Below are 20,269 nucleotides of genomic sequence, written 5' to 3'. Positions count from 1 at the left end.
GGGGGTGTTGCGAGGATGTGGCGGGACGCCGGGAATGTCGGTGGCCGGGTTTACGCTCACCTGCATGATCTGAAGCGGGCGGGGGAGGTGGCATCGCATGGCCGGACAGGACTGCCTGGCGGCGAACGACTGGATCTGCGGTGAGTACGTGCGCACGCGCAGCCAGGAGTTGCTGGACGCGGGTGTGCAACATCTTTGGATCACCGTGGCGTCGGTGGCGGCGGGCGTGCTGCTCGCGTTGCCGCTGGCCCTGCTCGCCCGGCGCTGGCGGGTGGCCGCGGCGCCGGTGATGGGGGTGACGACGGTGCTCTACACGATCCCGTCGCTGGCCCTCTTCTCGCTGCTGGTGCCGGTTTTCGGGATCTCCGCGTCGGTGGTCGTCACCGGTCTGACCCTGTACTCGCTCACCATCCTCGTCAGGAACTTCCTGGCCGGTCTGGACGCTGTGCCCGAGGACGCGCGGGAGGCCGCGCGCGGCATGGGCTACGGGCCGATACGCCTGCTGTGGGAGGTCGAGCTCCCGCTGGCGCTGCCGGCGGTGATGGCGGGCGTGCGCATCGCCACGGTTGCCACGGTCTCCCTCACCACGGTCGGCGCGATCATCGGCTACGGGGGTCTCGGCAATCTCATCAAGGACGGCATGCAGAGCTTCTTCAAGGCGGAAGTGCTCACCGCGTCCGTGATCTGCGTGGTGTTCGCCCTCGTCGCCGATCTGCTGCTGCTCGGGGTGCAGCGGCTGCTCACGCCATGGACCAGGGCCGCCAAGGCGGTGGGCTGATGGGGACGATCCCCGGCGCGTGGCACTGGCTGACCACGGGCGCCAACTGGACCGGCACCGACGGAGTGCTGCAGCGGCTCGGCGAGCACCTGGTGCTGACCTCCGTGTCGTTGGCCATCGCCTGCCTCGTGGCCCTGCCGGTCGCGATCCTCCTCGGCCACCTCGGCAAGGGCGGCGCGCTCGCCGTGAACCTCTCGAACGTCGGGCGGGCGGTGCCCACCTTCGCCATCCTGGTGCTGCTCATCGTCGCGACGAATTCGGCGCGCTACTGGCCCACCATCATCGCACTGGTGCTGTTCGCCGTACCGCCGCTCCTCACCAACACCTACGTCGGCATGCGCCAGGTCGACCGGGACGCGGTGGAGGCCGCCCGCGGAATGGGGATGACCGGCGGCCAGCTGCTGGCCCGGGTGGAGCTACCGCTCGCGGCGCCCTTCGTCCTGAGCGGGGTGCGTTCGGCCGCCGTCCAGGTCGTCGCCACCGCCACGCTCGCCGCGATTCCCGGTGAGGGCGGCCTCGGCCGCATCATCACCGCGGGCTTCGCCCAGTTCGACACCCCGAAGGTCGTGGCTGGAGCGGTGCTCGTGGCCGCGTTCGCCCTGCTCGTGGAGGGAGTCTTCCTGTTGCTGCAGCGCCTGGTGTCCCCCACGCGGAAGTCCCGACCTTCCCGAAGACCTGCCCGTCCCACACATCAGATGGAGTTCTCATGAGCAAGGCCCTGCGCACCGCCACCGCCGTGGCCGCCGTGGCGGTCCTCTCCGCCGGCCTGGCGGCCTGCGGCGGCGACAGCCTGGAGAAGAGCGGGGGAGGGGGCACTTCGTCGGCAGGCGGCGGCAAGGGTTCCCTGACCGTCGGCTCGGCCGGGTTCACCGAGAGCACGGTCCTCGCGCAGCTGTACGCGCAGTTGCTGACCGACGCCGGCTACAAGACCACGATCAAGACGGTCGACAACCGCGAGCTCTACGAACCCGCCCTGGAGAAGGGCCAGATAGATGTCGTCCCCGAGTACGCGGCCACGCTCGCGGAATTCCTCAACGCGAAGGTGAACGGCAAGGACGCCGCGCCCGTGGCCTCCTCCGACGTCGACGCCACCGTCACGGCGCTCACCGAACTCGCCGACCCGCGCGGGCTGAAGGTGCTGCCGGCCGGTGAGGCGGTCGACCAGAACGCGTTCGCGGTCACCAAGGACTTCGCGGAGAAGAACAACCTCAAGACCCTCTCCGACCTCGGGAAGTCGAAGATCAAGGTCAAGCTCGCCGCGGGCGAGGAGTGCTCCATCCGCCCCTTCTGCTCGCCCGGCCTGAAGAAGACCTACGGCATAGACGTCACGTCGGTCGACACCAAGGGCGTCGGCACCGTCCAGGCCAAGCAGGCCGTCAAGGACGGCACCGACCAGCTGGTGCTCACCACGACCACGGACGCCACCCTCGACCAGTTCGGCCTGGTGCTCCTGGAGGACGACAGGGGCCTGCAGAACGCCGACAACGTGCTGCCCGTCGTCAACGCGAAGGAGGCCGGCGGGGCGGACGTCGCCGCGGCCCTGGACAAGCTCACCCAGGTGCTGACCACGGCCGACCTGACCGAGCTGAACAAGCAGGTGGACGCGGAGCGCAAGAAGCCCGAGGACGTGGCCGCCGACTACCTGAAGTCGAAGGGCCTGCTGAAGGGCTGAGGCCCCGGGGCCGACGGACGGTCCCGGACGGACAAGATCGACTAAATGGTGGCGGGAGGGCGTTCGTGTGACGTTTGGTGCACGCGCGAGCGCCCTCCGTATTTGTCGTTGTGTGTTCGGTGAGAAATCGGATGCCGCGGCCCCACACGACGCACGGGCACGCTAAGTTCCCTTCCATGCCCCGTGGACGACACCGCCATTCCCAGCCGCTGCACCGGCTGCTCCCGCCCGTGACGGTCGCCGGCTCCGCCGCGGCCCTCGCCGTCGGCGCGCTGGTGATCGGTGATCCGGTGCTGCTCCGTGTGTTCGTCGTCGCGGCGGCCGGTGTCGCCGGCGGCGGCGCCTTCCTGCTGCGCAGCTGGGACCGTGCGGCCGGCAAGCAGGTCGCCGACCTGAAGACCGCGCGTGTGCGCGACGAGTGGCGTGCCGACGAGCGGATCGCGGAGCTCGAGGTGGACCTCGAGGACTCCCGCGAGCTGCGCGGCAAGCTGGAGAACAAGCTGCGCGGCAAGCGCGCCGAACTGGCCCGGCTCCGCACGGAGCACGCGGACCTGCTGCGCCGCTACGCCACCGCCGAGTCCGAGCGGGCCCGCGCCCTGGAGGACGGCCGCGTCGCCAAGAAGGCGGTCGGCTCCGCGCTGCCCGTGCCCTACACCTCGCCGGTCAGCCCGGCCGCGTACCTGCGGGCCGCCTCCGCGCTGCGGGACCTGTCGCGCAACGGCGCCCGCCAGCAGGCCGCGCTCACCGTCGAGGAGGCGCGCCGCCGCGACCTCGCCGACACCGACGAGCCGCAGGGCAGGCACGCGCTGGACCCGGCCGTCCGTGAGCGTCCCGCCGACGCCACCACCAGCGGCAGCGGGAACACCCCGGCGCTGCCGGTGCGCCAGCCCAAGCTCGTCCCGGCGGTCGCCGCGGCCGTGCTGCCGTACGCCAAGCCCAACCGGCAGGCCAGCCGAGCCCAGGGCGGCTTCGACTTCTTCGGCACGAAGAACGAGAAGGCCCGCCCCCAGGAACTGGAACCGGCCGGCGAGGCGGCGCCCGCGGGGGCGGACCTCGCCGACGTCGTCGGGGACGAGGCCGTGGCCGAGCAGGCCGAGGTCATCGACCTGACCGTGCACGACGAGACCGAGCAGCTGGACCTCAGCGAGCTGCGCGCCCAGTCCTCCTGACGCCCGGCTTCCCGACGTCCGGCGGGCCGCCCGCGGGCGGCCCGCCGGTCACTTGTCGATGTCGCCGACGACGAAGAACATCGAGCCCAGGATCGCCACCATGTCGGCGATCAGCGTGCCCGGCAGCAGTACGGCGAGCGCCTGGATGTTGTTGTAGGACGCCGAGCGCAGCTTCAGCCGGTACGGCGTCTTCTCGCCCTTGGAGACCAGGTAGTAGCCGTTGAGCCCGAGCGGGTTCTCGGTCCAGGCGTACGTGTGGCCCTCGGGGGCCTTGAGCACCTTCGGCAGCCGCTGGTTGACGGGTCCCGGGGGCAGCTCGGCCAGCCGGTCCAGGCACGCGTCGGCGAGGTCCAGGGCGACGTGGGTCTGCTCCAGCAGCACCTCGAAGCGGGCCAGGCAGTCGCCCTCGGTGCGGGTGGGGACCTTCAGGGTGTCCGCCAACGCCCCGTAGGCCAGGTACGGCTCGTCCCGGCGCAGGTCGAAGTCGACGCCCGAGGCGCGGGCGATCGGCCCGCTCACCCCGTACGCGTGCACGTCCCGCGCGGCGAGGACGCCGACGCCGCGGGTGCGGCCGCGGAAGATCTCGTTGCCGAGGACCAGGTCGTCGAAGGTCCCCATGCGCGAGCGCACGGCGGCGACGGCGGCCCGGACCCGGCCGTGCCAGCCGCTCGGGAGGTCCTCCTTGAGGCCGCCGACGCGGTTGAACATGTAGTGCATGCGGCCGCCGGAGACCTCCTCCATGACCGCCTGCAGGTCCTCGCGCTCGCGGAACGCGTGGAAGATCGGGGTGATCCCGCCCAGTTCGAGGGGGTAGGAGCCGAGGAACATCAGGTGGTTGAGCACCCGGTTCAGCTCGGCGAGCAGGGTGCGGGTCCACACGGCACGCTCGGGCACCTCCATGCCGAGCATGCGCTCCACGGCGAGCACGACACCGAGTTCGTTGGAGAAGGCGGAGAGCCAGTCGTGCCGGTTGGCCAGCATGATGATCTGGCGGTAGTCCCGGGCCTCGAAGAGCTTCTCGGCGCCCCGGTGCATGTACCCGATGACCGGCTCGGCCGAGCCGATCCGCTCGCCGTCCAGGCTCAGGCGCAGGCGCAGCACCCCGTGCGTCGAGGGGTGCTGCGGGCCGATGTTCAGCACCATGTCGGTGCCTTCGGCCGCGCCGCCGATGCCGATCGTGGTCTCCGTCATGGGCCCAGTTTCCCATCCCTTTACGCGTCCCGGGGCGTGCCCCCCGCAGCTTCCGCGGCGGCCGGCACGGGCTGCTCCAGCCAGAGGAAGCCGCCGAGACCGGACGGCTCGGTGAGCTCGGCCGCCTGACCCGCGCGGGCCAGGGTGCGCACGTAGCCGGCGGGGTCGGAGGAGGCCAGGGAGAGCGGCGGGCGGGCCCCGGTGACCCCCAGGGCACCCAGGGCCTCGCGCTGGGTGCGCAGGACCGCCCCGGGGCCCGCGCAGGCGTCCATCGCCACGTGCGCCGTGATGTCGCAGGAGCCGTCGGGCACGGGCGGTGAGACCTCGCGGCCCGCCCGGAACGCGGTGAGCGTCCCGTACGGCGGGCGGGCCCCGGCCACGTGGCCGTAGTCGACCGCGACGGCGAGCCCGGTCTCCAGACAGTCCACCGCGGCCGCCCAGGCGGAATCCCGCCAGCGGCCGATCTCCGCCCGGGTCCCGGCCTCCGCGCCCTCGACCGGCCACCAGCGGCGCAGCCAGGCGGCGTCCTCCCCGGACACGGCGTCGCCGAGGCGCTCGGCGCCGTCCGAGGCGCGGACGAGGACGTGGCGGGGCACACCGTGCGCGTCGGTCTCCGCCACCGCGACCGGCACGTTGTCCAGCCACTCGTTGGCGAAGAGCAGGCCCCGCAGGCCCCGCGGGAGCTCGTCGGACCAGGTCACCCGGGCGTCCAGGCCGTCCGGTCGGGGGGCCTTCTCCACCGCGTGGGGCCGCAGGCGGGCGCGCAACGTGGCGGGAACCACATCGAGCACCCCCGTGAGCAGTTCCCCGGCGCCCGCGCCGACGTCCACCAGGGCCAGCTCGCCGGGGTGCCCGAGGTCCGCGTCGACGCGCTCCAGGAGCCGGGCGACGGCGCCCGCGAACAGCGGCGAGGCATGCACCGAGGTGCGGAAATGGGCGGCCGGGCGCTCCCGGCGGAAGAAGCCTCCCGGGCCGTACAGGGCCCGCTCCGTGGCCTCCCGCCACCCCGTCCACGCGGCTGTGCTGTCGATCACGTCTCCACCGTATGTGCACAACCCGGGGCTTCGGACGGTTGAGCGGTCCATCACCGGTTCCAGGTAGGGTGCCGTGGTCAGAGGTGTGTCCGCCCGTGACGGCCGCGGATGAATCGATCATGAACATTCGGCCACCGCGTGAGCGTACGCCTATTGCCGGATGGCCCGGTACTGACAGGTGCTGTGCAAGTGACAGGCAGTGGAAGGTGAAGAGCGGATGACGGCCGGCAACAACGGTGCCCCCGAGCCCGGGAGTGACGACCCCTTCGCGTACCTGTACCGCCAGGACGGCGAGGAGCCGGGTCAGGCGGCTGCTGCCCAGCCCGGTGTGCCCCGCACCTCGTACAACCAGGTGCAGCGGGTCGGTGAGCGGCGCCAGCAGCAGCCGCAGCAGGGCGGCTACGGCTACCCGCAGCAGCAGCCCGCGTACGGCCAGCAGGCGCCCTCCTACGGTCAGCCGCAGCCCCAGCAGGCACAGGCGACCCAGCAGTTCCCCCAGGGCCCCCAGGGCCCCGCAGGCCCGTCGGGACCGGCCGGCGGCGGCAGCCGGCGCGCCGCGTCCCCGCGTGCCGGCGGCCCCAACAGCAAGGGCCTGCTGATCGGCGCCGTCGCCGTGGTCGCCGCCGTCGCGATCGGCATCGGCGTCGCCATGGCGGGCGGTGACGACAAGACCCCGCAGGCGGGCGGCGGCTCCACGCCGACCGCGAGCAGCGACGGCGGCAAGGACGACAGCTCCGGCGAGCCTTCGGCCTCGGCGAGCGCGACCGTTCCGGGAGTCGTGGACGCGGCCACCCTGAAGCTGGCCGGCGGTGCCACGATCGCCACCGGCGTCTCCGGCGGCAAGGGTGCCGACGGCAAGTACGTCGCCGGGATGGAGTCCGTGGGTGCCTCCGCCACGTGGAACTTCTCCGTTCCCGAGGACGGCGCGTACACGCTGTTCGTGGAATACAGCGTGCCGGGCGCCGACGGGAACGCCACGATCACCGTCAACGGCGAGAAGCAGCAGCGGCCCATGAGCCTGCGGAACTTCGCGCACGCCAAGCCTGGTGACTACGAGGGCGGCTGGACCAAGTCCTACAGCTACATCCGGCTGAAGCAGGGCGAGAACACGGTGGCCCTGTCCTGCGAGGCGGGCAACCAGTGCAACTACTACCTCGACCAGGTCTCGGTCGAGCAGGGCGAGCACAAGGGCTAACGCCCCGTCTCCTCCGAGCACAGCACCTCGACCCGCCCCAGCAGGTCCTCGTACACCCCGCGGTCGAACTCGCCCGCCACCGGTGCCGCCACGGTGGCCGCCGAGAGGGCGACGGCGCGGGCCAGGCGCCGCGGCCAGTCGAGGCCCTCGACGAGCCCGGAGAGCAGGGCGGCGACGGCGGAGTCGCCGGCGCCGGCGGGATTGCCGGGGAGGGGCGCCGGCGGCCGGGCGGTCCACACGGTGCCGTCCTCGGCGAGGGCGAGCATGCCGTCGGGGCCGAGCGAGGCGGCGACGGCGCGGGCGCCGCGGCGGCGGGCGTCACGGGCGGCGCGCATGGGCTCCGTCGCGCCGGTGAGCCCGGTCAGTTCGGCGGCGTTGGGCTTGACCAGATCGGGCCGGGCGGCCAGGCCGCGCCGCAGCGGCTCACCGCTGGTGTCCAGCAGCACCGGGACGCCCGCGGCGCGGGCGTCCCGCACGAGTTCGGCGTAGCAGCCGACCGGCAGTCCCGGCGGGAGGCTGCCGCACAGCGCCACGGCGCGCGCCGCGCCGCCGTCCAGGAACGTGCGGTACGTACAGAGGAAGGCCGCCCACTCCTGCGAGGTGATCGTCGGGCCGGGCTCGTTGAACATCGTGGTGTCGCCACCCGACTCGTCCACGACGCCCACCGTCCGCCGGGTGCTGCCGGAGGTGGGCACGAGGGCGTCCGTGACGCCGTCGATCCCCGTCAGGTAGGCCCGCAGCCGGTCACCGGACGCGCCGCCCGCGAAGCCGGTCGCGACGGCCTCGTGGCCGAGCGCGGCGAGGACGCGGGCGACGTTCAGCCCCTTGCCGCCGGGACGTTCCGCGGCCTCCGACACCCGGTGGGTGGTGTGCGGCCGCAGCCGGGGGACGCGGTAGGTCACGTCGATGGCGGCGTTCAGCGTGACGGTGACGATCACCGCATGATCCCTTCGAACAGCGTGTGCGATGGGAAGGGATCATGCCAAAGGAACGCCCGGAGGCACAGACCCCGCCGCCTGGGGGTCCGTCAGGGCTCGACGACCCAGCTGCCCTTCCGCATCACGCCCACGAGGTCGAACGACGCGTCCAGGACCACCAGGTCGGCGTCCTTGCCCGGCTCCAGGGAGCCGATCCGGTCGTAGGCGCCCAGCAGTCGCGCCGGGTTGGCGCTCAGCGCGCGCACGGCGTCGCCGACGGGCAGCCCGTCCACGGTCACCGCCCGCTTGAACGCGGTGTCCAGGGTCAGCGTGGAACCCGCGATGGAGCCGCCCTCGACGAGCCGGGCGACGCCGTCGACGACGTCGACCTCCATCGGGCCCAGCAGGTAGCGGCCGTCGCCGAAGCCGGCCGCGTCCATGGCGTCGGTGATGAAGGCGACCCGGTCGGCCCCGGCGCTGCGGAACGCCATCTCCAGGACGGCCGGGTGCAGGTGGACGCCGTCGTTGATGAGCTCGACGGTGACCCGCTCGTCCTCCAGCAGCGCGGCGATCGGGCCGGGTGCGCGGTGCAGCAGCGCGGGCATGGCGTTGAACAGGTGCGTCGCCACGGTCGCGCCCGCCTCGACGGCCTGCAGGGTGGCCTCGTACGCGGCGTCGGTGTGGCCGACGGCGGCGATGACGCCGTGCTCGGCCAGCAGCCGCACCGAGTCGAGCCCGCCGGGCAGTTCGGGGGCGAGGGTCACCATGCGCGCGGTTCCGCGGGCGGCATCGAGCAGCTTGCGGACGTCCGAGGGGTGCGGGTCGCGCAGCAGCGAGGGCTTGTGCGCGCCGCGCCGGTGCGGGGAGATGAACGGCCCCTCGAAGTGGATGCCGGCCAGGTCGCCCTGCTCGACCAGTTCGGACAGCAGCGCGGCCTGCCGGGACAGGTCGTCGAGGTCCCCGGTGACCGTCGAGGCGAGCAGGGTGGTGGTGCCGTGCCGCCGGTGGGTGGCGACGCCGGTGAGGACGGCCTCGGCGTCACCGGAGGAGAAGGACGCGCCGCCGCCGCCGTGCACGTGGATGTCGACGAAGCCGGGGACGATCCAGTGTCCGGCCAGGTCGCGGGTGGACGCCTGGAGCGGGTCGTTCGCGACGATCGAGCGGCCCTCGACGGTCAGCCGGCCGTCCTCGACCACGCCGTCCGGCAGCACCACACGGGCACCGGTCAGCACGCTAGTTGCCGCAGTCAAGCGGTCACCTCCACGGAGAGAAGATCCCAGGCGAGCAGCCCTGCGCCCAGGCATCCGGCGGTGTCCCCGAGGGCCGCCGGCACGATGAGGGGGAGTTGCTGGAAGGACAGCCGCCGCTCGACGGCGGCCCGCAGCGGTGCGAAGAGGGTGTCGCCGGCCTCGGCGAGCCCGCCGCCGACGATCAGTGTTCCCGGGGTCATCAGGGTGATCCCGGTGACCAGGCCGTCGGCGAGGGCGGCGACGACCTCGTCCCACACGGCCGCCGCGCGGGGGTCGCCCGCCTCGACGGCGGCGGCGCAGCCGGCGGCCCCGGCGTCCGGGCTCCCGCCCGCGGCCTCCCAGGCGCGGGCCACGGCGGCGGCGGAGGCAGCCGTCTCCAGGCAGCCCCGCTGGCCGCAGCCGCAGACCGGGCCGCCGGGGCGGACGACGACGTGCCCGAGCTCGGTGGCCTCGACACGGCCCTCGATGCCGATCGCCCCGGCGATGCCGGTGCCCAGCGCCACGAACAGGAAGCGCTCGGCGCCCCGCCCCGCGCCCAGCCGGCCCTCGGCGAGGCCGCCGGCGCGCACGTCGTGGCCGAGGGCGACGGGGGTGCCGTCGAGGCGGCGGGTGAGCAGGTCGCGCAGGGGCGCGTCGCGCCAGCCGAGGTTCGCGGAGTAGACCGCGATGCCGGCCCGCTCGTCGACCAGCCCGGGCACGGCGACGCCGGCCGCGGCGGCGGGCTCGCCGTAAGCGCTTTCGCCGTAGGTACGAAGGTCCGCGGCGAAGTCGAGCACGGAGTCGACCACGGCACCCGGGCCGCGCTCCCGGCCGGTCGGGCGGCGTGCCTCGTGCAGCAGCGTGCCGTCCGCCGCGACCAGGGCGGCCTTCATGCCGGTGCCGCCCACATCGAGGGCGATGACGTGTCTCACGGGGGACAGTGTCGCGCGGGACCCCGCAAAAGGTCTAGTCCACTCGTCGAAAGAGATCGCGTGCCGCGTGCGAACGGGCGCCGGGCGGGGTCGCGGGCGCGAACCCCGAGTGGTGTAGACCTCATGAGGGGGGGGTCGGTGTCGGGACTCCGTGTGACCGGAGGGACACCCGGCGCATCCGCCGGGCGGGGCGCGGATATGGTGGTCGGATGGAACGGGACGAGACCGGGGCGGACGCCCCCGCGGACGGGCTGACGGAGCAGGACCGCGCCGTCCTCGACATCGCCCGCCGCACGTGGGCCGGACCCGGCGCGAAGGAACGCGCCGTCCGCGAACGCCTCGGCATCTCCCCCACGCGCTACTACCAGCTCCTCAACGCCCTCCTCGACGACCCCCGCGCCCTCGCGCACGACCCCGTCACGGTCAACCGCCTCCGCCGCACCCGCGACACCCACCGCACCACCCGCTGACGCCCGCCCCGCGCGGTGGCGCGATGGATGCCCCCGCCGGTGACCGGGTGTCCGGGGTTCGGGCGGCGGTGGGAGAGCCGCGCAGGAGCGGTGGATCCGCGGCGGACACCACCAGTCCGCGCCCATCCTTCCGGCAGTGAGATGGGTGTCCCCGCCGGCGACTGGTTGTCCGGGGTTCGGGCGAGTGGGTGAGTGGGAGACAGCCCGCCGCAGGCGCGGCGGGCCCGCGGGCGCGACGGCGCGGTGGGAGAGCCGCGCAGGCGCGGTGGATCCGGGGCGGACACCACCAGTCCGCGCCCGTCCTTCCGGCAGTGAGATGGGCGTCCCTGCCGGCGACCGGTTGTCCGGGGTTCGGATGGGGAGACCGCCCGCCGCAGGCGCGGCGGACCCGCGGGCGGGGGCGGAGAACACCGCCGGAAGCGGGATGCTTCCGTACGCCGGGCATGCCCCCCGCAGGGGTCGGTATGGTCGGGGGCATGAGCCGCAGCCGCAGGGACGAACTGCCGGTACCCACGACGCCCGAGGGCAAGGACGGCCTGGCCGCACTGCTCGCGGAGCCCCGCAGGGCCGTGCTGGCCCTGGACTTCGACGGGACGCTGGCGCCGATCGTGCCGGATCCGGACGCCGCGCGGGCGCATCCCCGCGCGGCCGCCGCACTGGCCCGGCTGGCGCCGCGGATCGGGTCCGTCGTGGTCGTGACGGGCCGTCCCGCGGGCGTGGCCGTGCGGTACGGGGGCTTCGCCGGCGTGCCGGCCCTGGAGCACATGGTCGTGCTGGGCCACTACGGCGCCGAGCGGTGGGACGCCCGTTCCGGCGAGGTCAAGGCGCCCGGCGCGCACCCCGGGGTCAACGCGGTGCGCGCGGAACTGCCGGGCGTGCTGGACGCGATCGGGGCGTGGCACGGCACGTGGGTGGAGGACAAGGGCCGCGCCGTGGCCGTCCACACGCGCCGCACGGAGGATCCGCAGGCCGCGTTCGAGGCGCTGAGCGGACCGCTGCGCGATCTGGCGGACCGGCACGGGCTGATCGTGGAGCCGGGCCGGATGGTGCTGGAGCTGCGGCCGCCTGGCATGGACAAGGGCGTGGCCCTCAACGACTACCTGCGGGAGGTCGGCGCCGGTCCCGTGCTGTACGCCGGTGACGACCTGGGCGACCTGGCCGCCTTCGGGGCCGTGGAGAAGCGGCGTGCCGACGGCCTGCCCGGTGTGCTGGTGTGCAGCGGCAGCGCGGAGGTGGCCGAACTGGCCGCCCGGGCCGACCTCGTCGTGGACGGCCCGGAGGGCGTCGTGGCGCTCGTCGACGCCCTCGCGGACGCCCTGGAGGAGCGGGACGGTCAGGACGGGTCCGAGAGCCAGCCGCCGGTCAGCGACTGAACCGCGGACCCGTCGAGGTCCGCGAGCTTCACGCCCGTGAACTCCCGGGCCCGCGGGGAGGTCTGGACGCGGAAGGGCGGCCGCTCGGCGCCGAGCACCTCGACGATGGGCGCCGCGGCCTCGTCGATGGTCTGGGCGGCCGTGAACGCCTGCGTGGTCCGGTCGAGGTAGTGGGTGAACGCGGGCCGGTAGGGGCCCGCGGCCGCCGCGTACGCGGGGATGTCGATGCCGAGGTTGGCGACGAACTCGCTGCCGACCGCGCCCGGTTCGACGACGCTCACGGTGACCCCGACCGCGGCCGCCACGGGCGCGAGCGCCTCCATGTAGCCCTCGACCGCGAACTTCGCGGCGCAGTAGGCCTCGTTGAAGGGCTGCCCCACGACGCCGCCCACGCTGGTGACGGTGACCAGCCGCCCGCCGGAGGCGCGCAGGTGGGGCATCGCGGCCTTGGTGACCTCGACGACGCCGAAGAAGTTGACCTCCATCGTGGCGCGGACGTCCGCGACCGTCTCCAGCTCGATCGTGCCGACGTGCCCGGCGCCGGCGTTGTTGACCACCGCGTCCAGGCCGCCGGACTCCACGACGACGTCCTCCACCACCGCGGCGACCAGCCGGGCGTCGGTCACGTCCAGCCGCTTCACGTGGACGTGTTCGGCGACCCCCGCCCCGGCCGCGGCCTTGCGGAGGGCGTCCGCCTTCCCGGGGTCGCGCATGGTCGCGACGACGTTCCAGCCGGCACGGGCGGCGGCCACGGCGGTGGCCAGGCCGATGCCTGAGGAGGTGCCGGTGATCAGGACGGTCCTGGAGGTGCCGGTGGTCATGGGGTGGCTCTCGCTCTCTGCCGGGCCGTGCGGGTGCGCAGGTGCGCGGGTGCGCGCGTACTGATGACCGCACCCTAGACAGCCCGGGGGCCTCCGCCCGGTCAGCCCCGGCCCGTGGCGTCCGCGTCGTGGACGAGGAGGGCGATCTGGACCCGGTTGTTCAGGCCGAGCTTGCCGAGGATGCGGGAGACGTGGGTCTTCACCGTCGGCACGCTCATGTGGAGCCCGGCCGCGATGTCCGCGTTGGACCGGCCCTCCCCGATGGCGAGGGCCACCTCGTGCTCCCGCTCGCCCAGCGACGCGAGCCTGCGCCGTGCGGTGGCCCGCGCGCCCCTTCCTCCGGCGCCGGATTCGGCGACCTGGGCGATCAACTGCCGTGTCACCGCCGGGGACAGCACCGGTTCGCCGGCCGCCACCTTCCGTACCGCCTCGACGATCTCGCGCGGCGCCGTGTCCTTCAGGACGAAGCCCGCCGCGCCCGCGCGCAGCGCCCGCAGCACGTGCTCGTCGGTGTTGAAGGTGGTCAGCACGATCACCTCGGGCGCGCCCGGCCGCGCCCGCAGCGCCTCGGTGGCCGCGAGGCCGTCCACGACGGGCATGCGGATGTCCATGAGCACCACGTCGGGGGAGTGCTCCTGGACCAGTGCCGCCACCTCGCCGCCGTCGGCCGCCTCGGCGACGACCTCGACGTCCGGCGCCCCGCCCAGCATCATCCGCAGCCCGGCCCGCACCAGCGGGTCGTCGTCCACCAGCAGCAGCCGCACCATCGTCACGCCGCCCACGGTAGCCAGGCGCGCAGCCGGAAGTCCCCGCCGGCCCGGCCGTGCTCCAGGTCGCCCCCGGCGAGCGAGGCCCGCTCCGTCAGCCCGATCAGCCCCTGCCCGGCGCCGGGGATGGCCGGCACCACGGCCGCCGCGGCCGGCACCGGGTTGCTGACCTCGACGGTCAGCCCCCGGGCGGGACCGCCGGCGAGCCGCACGGTCACCTCCGTGCCGGGGGCGTGCTTGCGTGCGTTGGTCAGCCCCTCCTGCACGATCCGGTACGCCGTGCGCCCCGAGGCGGCGGGCGCCGCCGCCACGGCGTCGTCGTCCGCTTCCAGCACGATCCGCATCCCGGCGTCCCGGGACTCCTCGACCAGCCGCGGCAGGTCGGCCAGCGTCGGCTGCGGCCGTCCGCCCGCGCCGTCCGCCGCACCGGAACCGTCCGGCTCGCGCAGGACGCCGATGATGCCGCGCAGGTCGTCCAGCGCCTGGTGCGCGCTCTCCCGGATCACCCCGGCGGCCCGCTCGATCTCCGCGGGGGACGCCCCCGGGTGGAACTCCAGCGCTCCCGCGTGGACGCTCAGCAGCGACAGCCGGTGCGCCAGCACGTCGTGCATCTCCCGGGCGATCTCCTCGCGCGCCTGCCGCCGTCCGCGCTCGGCGTACGAGGCCAGCAACTGGCGCCGGGAGCGCACGTAGAGCCCCCAGCCAATCGAGCCCGCCATGATCACGAAGAAGGTCGTCGCCGAGCCGGTCTCCGGCAGGTCCGGGTCGGGCCCCCGCGCCACGAACAGCGGCAGCGGAGCGAACGCCAGGGCCGCCACCCAGGCCGTCGTGCGCAGCGGCCGGTGCGCCGCCGCGGTGAAGACCGCCACCGCGGTCGGGCCGCCGACCAGGTGCGCGAACCACCCGGTCACCAGCAGCACCACCGCCAGCTGCACCGGCCACCGCCGCCGCAGGAAGAGCGCCGCGCACGCGGCCGCGCTGACCGCCTGCTCGACGGCCCCGACCGGGGCACCCACCCCGTCCACGGACAGCACGGAGAAGGCCGCCGCACCGAGGAAGACCGCGATGTCGGCGACGACCCCCTGCCGTACGCGTCGCATGTTCCCGAATGTACGGTCCCGGGGCGCCGGCACCACCCCCGCGCCCCAAGTCGAGACTTTCGGACGACAGCCCGCGCGTGATCGGCGACTTTCGCCGACAGCCCGCGCGGGCGCGTGCTCCCTAGCCTCGTGGCATGAAGGGTTTCCTCGGCTTCCTCGGCTTCGTGCTGCTCTCCCAGGGCATCGGCGGCATCGCCTACGAGCTCACCGGCGGCTGGTTCCGTCTGTGGGCGCTGACCCACCGGATCGGCTTCCTGGACGGTTACGAGATCTACGTGTGCGTCCTCCTGCTCGTCCTCGGCGTTGCGGTCCTCTCCGCCGCGGAGTCGGCGGGCAAGCGCTCCTGACGCCCGGTCGCGCCCGGTCGCGCACGGCCCGCCCCGGTCCCCCGTTCCTGTGCGACGGGGGCCGGGGCGGTGGCACATGTAGGGGGTCGGGTCACCAGTTGTTGTTGTCGCGGACGATCGCTGCGCACTCCACGACGGCGCGGGCGGTGGGGATGGGGGTGGTCATGCCGTTCCTGTTCCGGACGGTGACCGTCCAGCCGTTGCCGGACCGCTGGCTCGTCAGCACGCTCAGGTCGCTGTTGCTGAGGACGAAGCCGCCGCCGGTGACCTCGGTGCGCGAGGGGCAGCGCGCCGAGACGGTCTGCGTGGCGCCCGAGGGCACGGTGGAGAGGACACCCAGGAACTCGGCGGTCCTCAGCCGCCCGAAGTTGTCCCGGTTGCCGCCGCCCTGGACGGGGTTCGAGGCGGCGTCGTCGGCGACCGCGGCGGTGCGCGCGGTGGCGGAGGCGTGGGTGGGACCGGCGAATGCGGTGGTCGTGACGACCGCTGCGGCGACCGTCATGGCTCCGGCGACACCCCAAAGCACCTTATGACGGGGTCGACCGGACATGGTCTTCTTCGCTCGTATGTTCATCTCTCTGCCTTCGAAGATGACGGAAGGAGCTCGCTCCGGGTCGAAGCGATTGCGCTCATCGTCACCTTGTGCGAGGTGTTCCGCACTTTGGGTGACCAAAGAGGATGAACGGTGCCCGCTCGACGATCTGACGGAGCGGCGGTGCGATGCTCGGTCAGCATGCAGGAACGGGCCTCAGATGACGCCGGTGACCGCCCGGGGCTTCACGTGTGGCCGCTGCCGCACGATGCCCGCGCGGACCAGCGAGGCGCCGCGCGGAGCACCCGACGGGGCGTCGGATGCGGGGGCGGCGGTGGAGCAGGGCGGGCAGGGGCCGGTACGGCCAGGGGGCAGCGGGTCGCCGCAGCCGGGGCATTCGGGGAGCGGGGCCGCAGGGGCGGCGGGGTCGCGGGCGGGGCGCGGTGCGGGGAGCTTGTCGCGCAGGCGCCGGGCGATGAAGCCGGCGGGGGAGTGCACGGCGGGCGGCAGCCCGGAGGACAGGGCGGTGCCCAGCTCCAGCTCGCTCGCGCCGTGTGTCAGCCAGCGGGCGGCGAGCGGGGCCAGCCGGGCCGCCTCGGCGACGCCCAGGGCGAGCCTGGCCTCCCGCCGCCCGAGGCGGTGCAGCGCGGCCGCCGCGCGGGCGACCAGCGGCTCGTCGGCGGGGGGTCCGGGGTGGGAGGTGTTCTCCTCCTCCCTGTTCTCCCCCTTGGGGGATGCGCCGACGGCCCGTACGGACGGCGCACCGGCGGTCGGGAGGCTGCCGCTCGGCGCCGCGAAGGCCGCCTCGATCTCCGCGGGGTCGCGCAGCGGCACGTTGGCGACGAGCACCTGGGTGGTCCAGCGGCCGGTCTCGCGGCTCTGCGTGCGGCGGGTGTGCACATAGCCCTCCGCCTCCAGCTGCTGCCGGGCCCGACGCAGGGCGATGCGCCCCTCGGGCATCTTCTCGCCGATGGACTGCAGGGTCTCCCGGGACCCCTCCGGCAGGGAGAGCGCCCACTGCAGCAGCCGTACGGCGGTGCCGTTCAGGCGCGGATGGCGGATGAGGTCGTTCGGCGTCTGGGAGAAGAAACGGGTCGGCGGGATAGCATGGCGGATCATTTGCGGGGCTCCTTCGGATCAAGCCTCGTAGGTGTAGGCCCCCGGCCGGTGTTGGCGCACCACTGGGGGCCGCTTCATGCGCTGGGCACAAAGGGTGATCGGCCGATTACTCTACCGGTGTCCCGGTGTTGTCGGCGACGAAGGAGACGAACGCCGTCCACGCCTCGCCGGTGAAGGCGAGCGCGGGTCCGGCGGGGTCCTTGGAGTCCCGTACGTGCACGGCGCCCGGGGCGTAGGCCACCTCGACGCAGGCACCGCCCTCGCTGCCGCTGTAACTGCTCGTGAACCAGGCGAGTTGGGACGTCATAGCTCCCCCGCAATCTGCTCGATCACTCTGGCGGAGTCCCCCACGCTGAGGGCCTGTGAGCGGATCATCGCATAGCGCTGGTGGAGTTTGCTGACCTCGTCCCGGCCGTCCGCCAGCACGCTGCGGCCCTGGACTTCGAGATAGGCGAGCAGCCGCAGATCGTGGGTCTCCAGCAGGTGCATCGGTCCGTCGAAGCCCGCGTGGGCCTCATGGGAGAGCGGCATCACCTGGACCGTGACGTGGCGCAGCGCCGCGGCCTCCACCAGCCGTTCCAACTGGCGCCGGTGCACCGCCCGTCCGCCGACCGGACGCCGCAGCACCCACTCCTCGATGACGAAGGCGAGCTGCGGCGCGGGGGCACGGGTCAGCAGCGCCTGCCGGGCCAGCCGGGCCCGCACCCGGCGCTCGACCTCCTCCGTCTCCAGGGTCGGACAGTAGGCGCCGAGCACCACGCGGGCGTACTCCTCGGTCTGCAGAAGGCCGTTGATGACGTGCGTGTCGTAGGTGTAGAGGCTCACCACCGCGCGCTCCAGCTCCGCGTACTCCTCGAACCAGGAGGGGAACTCGGCCCGTTCGAGATGACGCGCCGCGGACCGCAGCACCCCGCCGCCGTCGTCCAGCAGGGTTCCCGCCCGCTCCACGAACGCCGGCGGCGGCATCCGCTCGCCGCGCTCGATCTTGACCACCAGCGACTTCGAATAGCCGACGTGCGCGGCCAGTTCGTCGGTCGACACCCCACGGGCCTCCCGCAGGGACCGTGCCACGGAACCGAACATCCGCATGCTGGCCGAGCCCTCGCCCTTCGCGGACACGGCACCACCTCCCCGGTACACACGCCGTACACAGCCGCGGACCGGTCCCGACACAACTGATCCGGGGTCAGGTCCGCCCTGGTCAGGCTAGCCACGGCACGGAACCGTTGGACCCATGACGCAGGAATCTCCACCCGCGGCGGCGATGCGCGTCGTCGCCGAGCCCGCCCGCATCGCCGAGGTCCGCCGGGCCGTACGCGAACAGCTCCGCGCCTGGGGGCGCGAGGACCTGGCGTCCGCCGCCGCGCTGTGCGTCACGGAGATACTCGCCAACGTGCACCGGCACGCGGGATCCCCCGAGTGCGAGCTGACCCTGGACGACCTGGCCGCGGACGGCGTGCGGGCCACGGTCAGCGACCGCTCCCCCGTCCTGCCGGTCCCGGCCCCCGGGCCGCCGGACTGGGCGGCCGAACGCGGGCGCGGCCTGCACCTGATCGCGGCGGCGGCGCACCGGTGGGGCGTGCGGCCGACCCCCGACGGCAAGCAGGTGTGGGTGGTGCTGCGGTGAGGCCCGCCTCGTGGACCTGGCTGGACGACACGGCGTTCGGGCCGGTGGCGTTCCTGCTGCTGGCGCATCCGCACGGGAGCGGGACGGCGGAACTCGCCGCGCTCCTCGGGCTCGCCGAGCCCGGGCGGCGGCTGCCGGAGCTCGGTGAGCGGATCGCCGTCCCGCGTCCCGGGCGGGCCACGGTGCGCGGCCCGGACGGCGGCCCGCTGCTGGAGGTCGCGGCCGGGGACCGGTGGTCCGCCTTCGTCGCGGGCGGCGGACCGGTCGCGCTCGTCGTGGGGCTGGACCCGCTCGCCCGCCGCGCGCCGCTGCCGGAGGTGGAGACCTACCTCGCCCTGGGCACGACCGCCGGACGCATCCGGCTGGGGATCAGCCGGCGGGCGCGCTCACGTTCCTAGCCCAGCGCCCGCAGCTGGTCCAGGAACCACTGCTGCGGGGGGAGCGCCGTCGAGGCCGCCGTGAGTCGCTTGGTGGCCTCGGCCCGTTCGCCGTGCGAGACGGACAGCGCCTGGTGGAGGGCGTTGGCCGTGGCCCGGATGTCGTACGGGTTGACCACGAACGCGTCGTCGGCCAGCTCCTCGTACGCCCCCGCCTCGCGGGAGAGCACCAGCGCCACGCCGTCGTCCGAGACGACCGGGATCTCCTTGGCCACCAGGTTCATGCCGTCGCGGATCGGGTTGACCAGCGCGACGTCCGCCAGGCGGTAGGCGGCCAGGGAGCGCGCGAAGTCGTCCTTGACGTGCAGGACCACCGGCTGCCAGCCCGGCGTGGCGAACTCCTCGTTGATCTCCTCGGCCAGGTCGGAGACCTCGTCCGTGTACTCCCGGTAGACGGCCAGGTCGTGACGGGAGGGGTAGGCGAAGGCGATGTGCACCACGCGCCCCTGCCATTCGGGGTGGTCGCGCAGCAGCTGCGCGTACGCGAGCAGGCCGCGGATGATGTTCTTCGACAGCTCGGTGCGGTCCACGCGCACGATGACCTTGCGGTCCGGACCGCCCACGGCCTCCTGCAGCGACGCCAGGCGCTCGTCCACGTCCGGCTGGTGCGCCCGCTCCCGCAGGAAGTCGGCGTCCGCGCCGAGGCCGTGCACCCCGATCCGCGTGGTGCGGCCCTTGTGGGTGATCGTGAGGCTGCCCTCGTCACGGATGACGGAGGCGCCCAGCACGTCGGCGCAGCACGCGGCGAAGGCGTCCGCCCAGCGCCGGGTCAGGAAGCCGGCCCGGTCGGCGCCGAGGATGCCGCTCAGCACCTCCGCGGCGACGTCGTCGGGCAGCAGGCGGAAGTAGTCCGGCGGGGCCCACGGGGTGTGCGAGAAGTGGCCGATGCGCAGGTCGGGGCGGCGCGAGCGGAGCAGCTGCGGCACCAGCGCCAGGTGGTAGTCCTGCACCAGGACGGCCGCGCCCTGGCCCGCCTCCTCGGCCAGCGCGTCGGCGAAGGCGGCGTTGTACGCCACGTACGCCGCCCACTGCTCGCGGAAGTCCTCGTCGAAGACGGGTTCCAGCGGGGTCTGGAACAGCATGTGGTGGATGAACCACAGCACCGAGTTGGCGATGCCGTTGTAGGCCGACGCGAAGGTGTCCGCCGGGATGTCCAGCATCCGTACGTGCTGGCCGCCGGTGTCGGCGGTGGGCAGCCGGCCCGTGCCCCCGGAACTGCGCAGGACGGCGGCCCGGTCCCCCTCGCCGAGCGCCGCGCAGACCCAGACGGCGTCCGCGTCCGGCCCGATCGCGCTCAGGCCCGACACGAGTCCGCCGCCGCCGCGGCGGGCGGTGAGCGTGCCGTCCTCGCGGAGGCTGTACGACACGGGGCCGCGGTTGGACGCGACCAGTACGCGCGCGGCATGCGATGCGACCATGCGGCCAGCCTAGCCACGCATCCCCGACCGCAAACGTACGAGCTAGCCCAGCCGGGGGTTCCAGCCAGGTTGTGGGCAGGCGGTCCGCCGCCAGGCGTGGGGGCACCCCCAGCGGAGCTGGGGGAGGGTGGGCACAACCTG

At 74.0% G+C, this 20,269-nt stretch carries 23 protein-coding genes; 10 read left to right on the top strand and 13 right to left on the bottom strand.

Annotated features, from left to right (window positions below):
• Positions 1-97: 97 nt before the first annotated feature.
• From ABZ312_RS02500 to ABZ312_RS02485, 4 genes are all read left to right on the top strand, one after another.
• Positions 98-778, top strand: a complete 681-nt coding sequence (locus ABZ312_RS02500) for an ABC transporter permease (protein WP_500322728.1) — start codon at positions 98-100, stop codon at positions 776-778.
• Positions 778-1,488 (top strand): ABC transporter permease, encoded by a 711-nt coding sequence (locus ABZ312_RS02495; RefSeq protein WP_500322730.1) that lies wholly within the window; start codon positions 778-780, stop codon positions 1,486-1,488. The genes ABZ312_RS02500 and ABZ312_RS02495 overlap by 1 nt, the downstream gene beginning before the upstream one ends.
• Positions 1,485-2,450: an ABC transporter substrate-binding protein gene (locus ABZ312_RS02490; RefSeq protein WP_500436232.1), complete on the top strand. Its 966-nt coding sequence runs from the start codon at positions 1,485-1,487 to the stop codon at positions 2,448-2,450. Before ABZ312_RS02495 ends, ABZ312_RS02490 begins: the two co-directional genes overlap by 4 nt.
• 176 nt (positions 2,451-2,626) lie before the next feature.
• Positions 2,627-3,619: a hypothetical protein gene (locus ABZ312_RS02485; protein WP_500322732.1), complete on the top strand. Its 993-nt coding sequence runs from the start codon at positions 2,627-2,629 to the stop codon at positions 3,617-3,619.
• Positions 3,620-3,667: 48 nt separating this feature from the next.
• On the opposite strand, the gene ABZ312_RS02480 is transcribed toward ABZ312_RS02485, so the two are convergent.
• Both ABZ312_RS02480 and ABZ312_RS02475 read right to left on the bottom strand, forming a co-directional pair.
• A complete protein-coding gene (locus ABZ312_RS02480; protein ID WP_500322733.1) occupies positions 3,668-4,810 on the bottom strand; it encodes an NADH-quinone oxidoreductase subunit D in 1,143 nt (380 codons plus the stop codon).
• A gap of 20 nt (positions 4,811-4,830) precedes the next feature.
• Positions 4,831-5,844, bottom strand: a complete 1,014-nt coding sequence (locus ABZ312_RS02475) for an SAM-dependent methyltransferase (protein ID WP_500436230.1) — start codon at positions 5,842-5,844, stop codon at positions 4,831-4,833.
• A 217-nt stretch (positions 5,845-6,061) separates the two neighbouring features.
• Here ABZ312_RS02475 and ABZ312_RS02470 point away from each other — a divergent pair, with 217 nt between their 5' ends.
• Positions 6,062-7,039, top strand: a complete 978-nt coding sequence (locus ABZ312_RS02470) for a carbohydrate-binding protein (protein WP_500436228.1) — start codon at positions 6,062-6,064, stop codon at positions 7,037-7,039.
• Here ABZ312_RS02470 and ABZ312_RS02465 read toward each other — a convergent pair.
• From ABZ312_RS02465 to ABZ312_RS02455, 3 genes are all read right to left on the bottom strand, one after another.
• On the bottom strand, positions 7,036-7,977 hold the full coding sequence (locus tag ABZ312_RS02465) for a 1-phosphofructokinase family hexose kinase (protein WP_500322737.1): 942 nt from the start codon (positions 7,975-7,977) through the stop codon (positions 7,036-7,038). The genes ABZ312_RS02470 and ABZ312_RS02465 overlap by 4 nt on opposite strands.
• 89 nt (positions 7,978-8,066) lie before the next feature.
• Entirely contained in the window at positions 8,067-9,260 is a 1,194-nt protein-coding gene (nagA, locus tag ABZ312_RS02460) for an N-acetylglucosamine-6-phosphate deacetylase (protein ID WP_500357843.1), read from the bottom strand.
• Positions 9,203-10,117 (bottom strand): ROK family protein, encoded by a 915-nt coding sequence (locus ABZ312_RS02455; protein WP_500436226.1) that lies wholly within the window; start codon positions 10,115-10,117, stop codon positions 9,203-9,205. Before ABZ312_RS02455 ends, nagA begins: the two co-directional genes overlap by 58 nt.
• Before the next feature lie 209 nt (positions 10,118-10,326).
• Between ABZ312_RS02455 and ABZ312_RS02450 the strand changes: the two genes are divergently transcribed.
• Together ABZ312_RS02450 and otsB are read left to right on the top strand one after the other, a co-directional pair.
• Positions 10,327-10,587, top strand: coding sequence for a DUF3263 domain-containing protein (locus ABZ312_RS02450; RefSeq protein WP_499512503.1), 261 nt, complete (start codon positions 10,327-10,329; stop codon positions 10,585-10,587).
• A 476-nt stretch (positions 10,588-11,063) separates the two neighbouring features.
• The gene (gene otsB / locus ABZ312_RS02445) at positions 11,064-11,960 is read left to right on the top strand and encodes a trehalose-phosphatase (protein ID WP_500322741.1); all 897 of its coding nucleotides are present in this window, start codon (positions 11,064-11,066) and stop codon (positions 11,958-11,960) included.
• Here the strand turns inward: otsB and ABZ312_RS02440 are convergent.
• From ABZ312_RS02440 to ABZ312_RS02430, 3 genes are all read right to left on the bottom strand, one after another.
• Positions 11,921-12,781, bottom strand: a complete 861-nt coding sequence (locus tag ABZ312_RS02440) for an SDR family NAD(P)-dependent oxidoreductase (RefSeq protein WP_500322742.1) — start codon at positions 12,779-12,781, stop codon at positions 11,921-11,923. The genes otsB and ABZ312_RS02440 overlap by 40 nt on opposite strands.
• Positions 12,782-12,882: 101 nt before the next feature.
• Positions 12,883-13,548: a response regulator transcription factor gene (locus tag ABZ312_RS02435; RefSeq protein WP_500322765.1), complete on the bottom strand. Its 666-nt coding sequence runs from the start codon at positions 13,546-13,548 to the stop codon at positions 12,883-12,885.
• A gap of 2 nt (positions 13,549-13,550) precedes the next feature.
• On the bottom strand, positions 13,551-14,648 hold the full coding sequence (locus tag ABZ312_RS02430) for a sensor histidine kinase (RefSeq protein WP_500436224.1): 1,098 nt from the start codon (positions 14,646-14,648) through the stop codon (positions 13,551-13,553).
• 134 nt (positions 14,649-14,782) lie between these two features.
• Between ABZ312_RS02430 and ABZ312_RS02425 the strand changes: the two genes are divergently transcribed.
• Positions 14,783-14,995, top strand: a complete 213-nt coding sequence (locus tag ABZ312_RS02425; RefSeq protein ID WP_500436222.1) for a hypothetical protein — start codon at positions 14,783-14,785, stop codon at positions 14,993-14,995.
• A 91-nt stretch (positions 14,996-15,086) separates the two neighbouring features.
• Here the strand turns inward: ABZ312_RS02425 and ABZ312_RS02420 are convergent, their stop codons facing one another.
• The 4 genes from ABZ312_RS02420 to ABZ312_RS02405 all read right to left on the bottom strand — a co-directional run bounded on the left by ABZ312_RS02420 (position 15,087) and on the right by ABZ312_RS02405 (position 17,765).
• Complete coding sequence (locus tag ABZ312_RS02420; protein ID WP_500322746.1) at positions 15,087-15,497, bottom strand: hypothetical protein; 411 nt, start codon at positions 15,495-15,497, stop codon at positions 15,087-15,089.
• A 246-nt stretch (positions 15,498-15,743) separates the two neighbouring features.
• On the bottom strand, positions 15,744-16,646 hold the full coding sequence (locus ABZ312_RS02415; RefSeq protein ID WP_500436220.1) for a hypothetical protein: 903 nt from the start codon (positions 16,644-16,646) through the stop codon (positions 15,744-15,746).
• Between the two features lie 106 nt (positions 16,647-16,752).
• Positions 16,753-16,953 carry a DUF397 domain-containing protein gene (locus tag ABZ312_RS02410; RefSeq protein ID WP_500436218.1) on the bottom strand — a complete coding sequence of 67 codons (201 nt, stop codon included), beginning with the start codon at positions 16,951-16,953 and terminating at the stop codon, positions 16,753-16,755.
• Positions 16,950-17,765 (bottom strand): helix-turn-helix domain-containing protein, encoded by an 816-nt coding sequence (locus tag ABZ312_RS02405; RefSeq protein WP_500322749.1) that lies wholly within the window; start codon positions 17,763-17,765, stop codon positions 16,950-16,952. Before ABZ312_RS02405 ends, ABZ312_RS02410 begins: the two co-directional genes overlap by 4 nt.
• A gap of 115 nt (positions 17,766-17,880) precedes the next feature.
• Here ABZ312_RS02405 and ABZ312_RS02400 point away from each other — a divergent pair, with 115 nt between their 5' ends.
• Both ABZ312_RS02400 and ABZ312_RS02395 read left to right on the top strand, forming a co-directional pair.
• A complete protein-coding gene (locus ABZ312_RS02400; RefSeq protein WP_500322750.1) occupies positions 17,881-18,273 on the top strand; it encodes an ATP-binding protein in 393 nt (130 codons plus the stop codon).
• The gene (locus tag ABZ312_RS02395; protein ID WP_500322751.1) at positions 18,270-18,671 is read left to right on the top strand and encodes a hypothetical protein; all 402 of its coding nucleotides are present in this window, start codon (positions 18,270-18,272) and stop codon (positions 18,669-18,671) included. Before ABZ312_RS02400 ends, ABZ312_RS02395 begins: the two co-directional genes overlap by 4 nt.
• Here ABZ312_RS02395 and ABZ312_RS02390 read toward each other — a convergent pair.
• Positions 18,668-20,128: an alpha,alpha-trehalose-phosphate synthase (UDP-forming) gene (locus ABZ312_RS02390; protein ID WP_500322753.1), complete on the bottom strand. Its 1,461-nt coding sequence runs from the start codon at positions 20,126-20,128 to the stop codon at positions 18,668-18,670. The genes ABZ312_RS02395 and ABZ312_RS02390 overlap by 4 nt on opposite strands.
• Positions 20,129-20,269 lie beyond the last annotated feature (141 nt).

Source organism: Streptomyces sp. NPDC006207 (assembly GCF_040613835.1).
Lineage (GTDB): Bacteria > Actinomycetota > Actinomycetes > Streptomycetales > Streptomycetaceae > Actinacidiphila.
The sequence above is the reverse complement of the archived record's forward strand: the minus strand, read 5'-3'. Positions and strand labels throughout refer to the sequence as shown.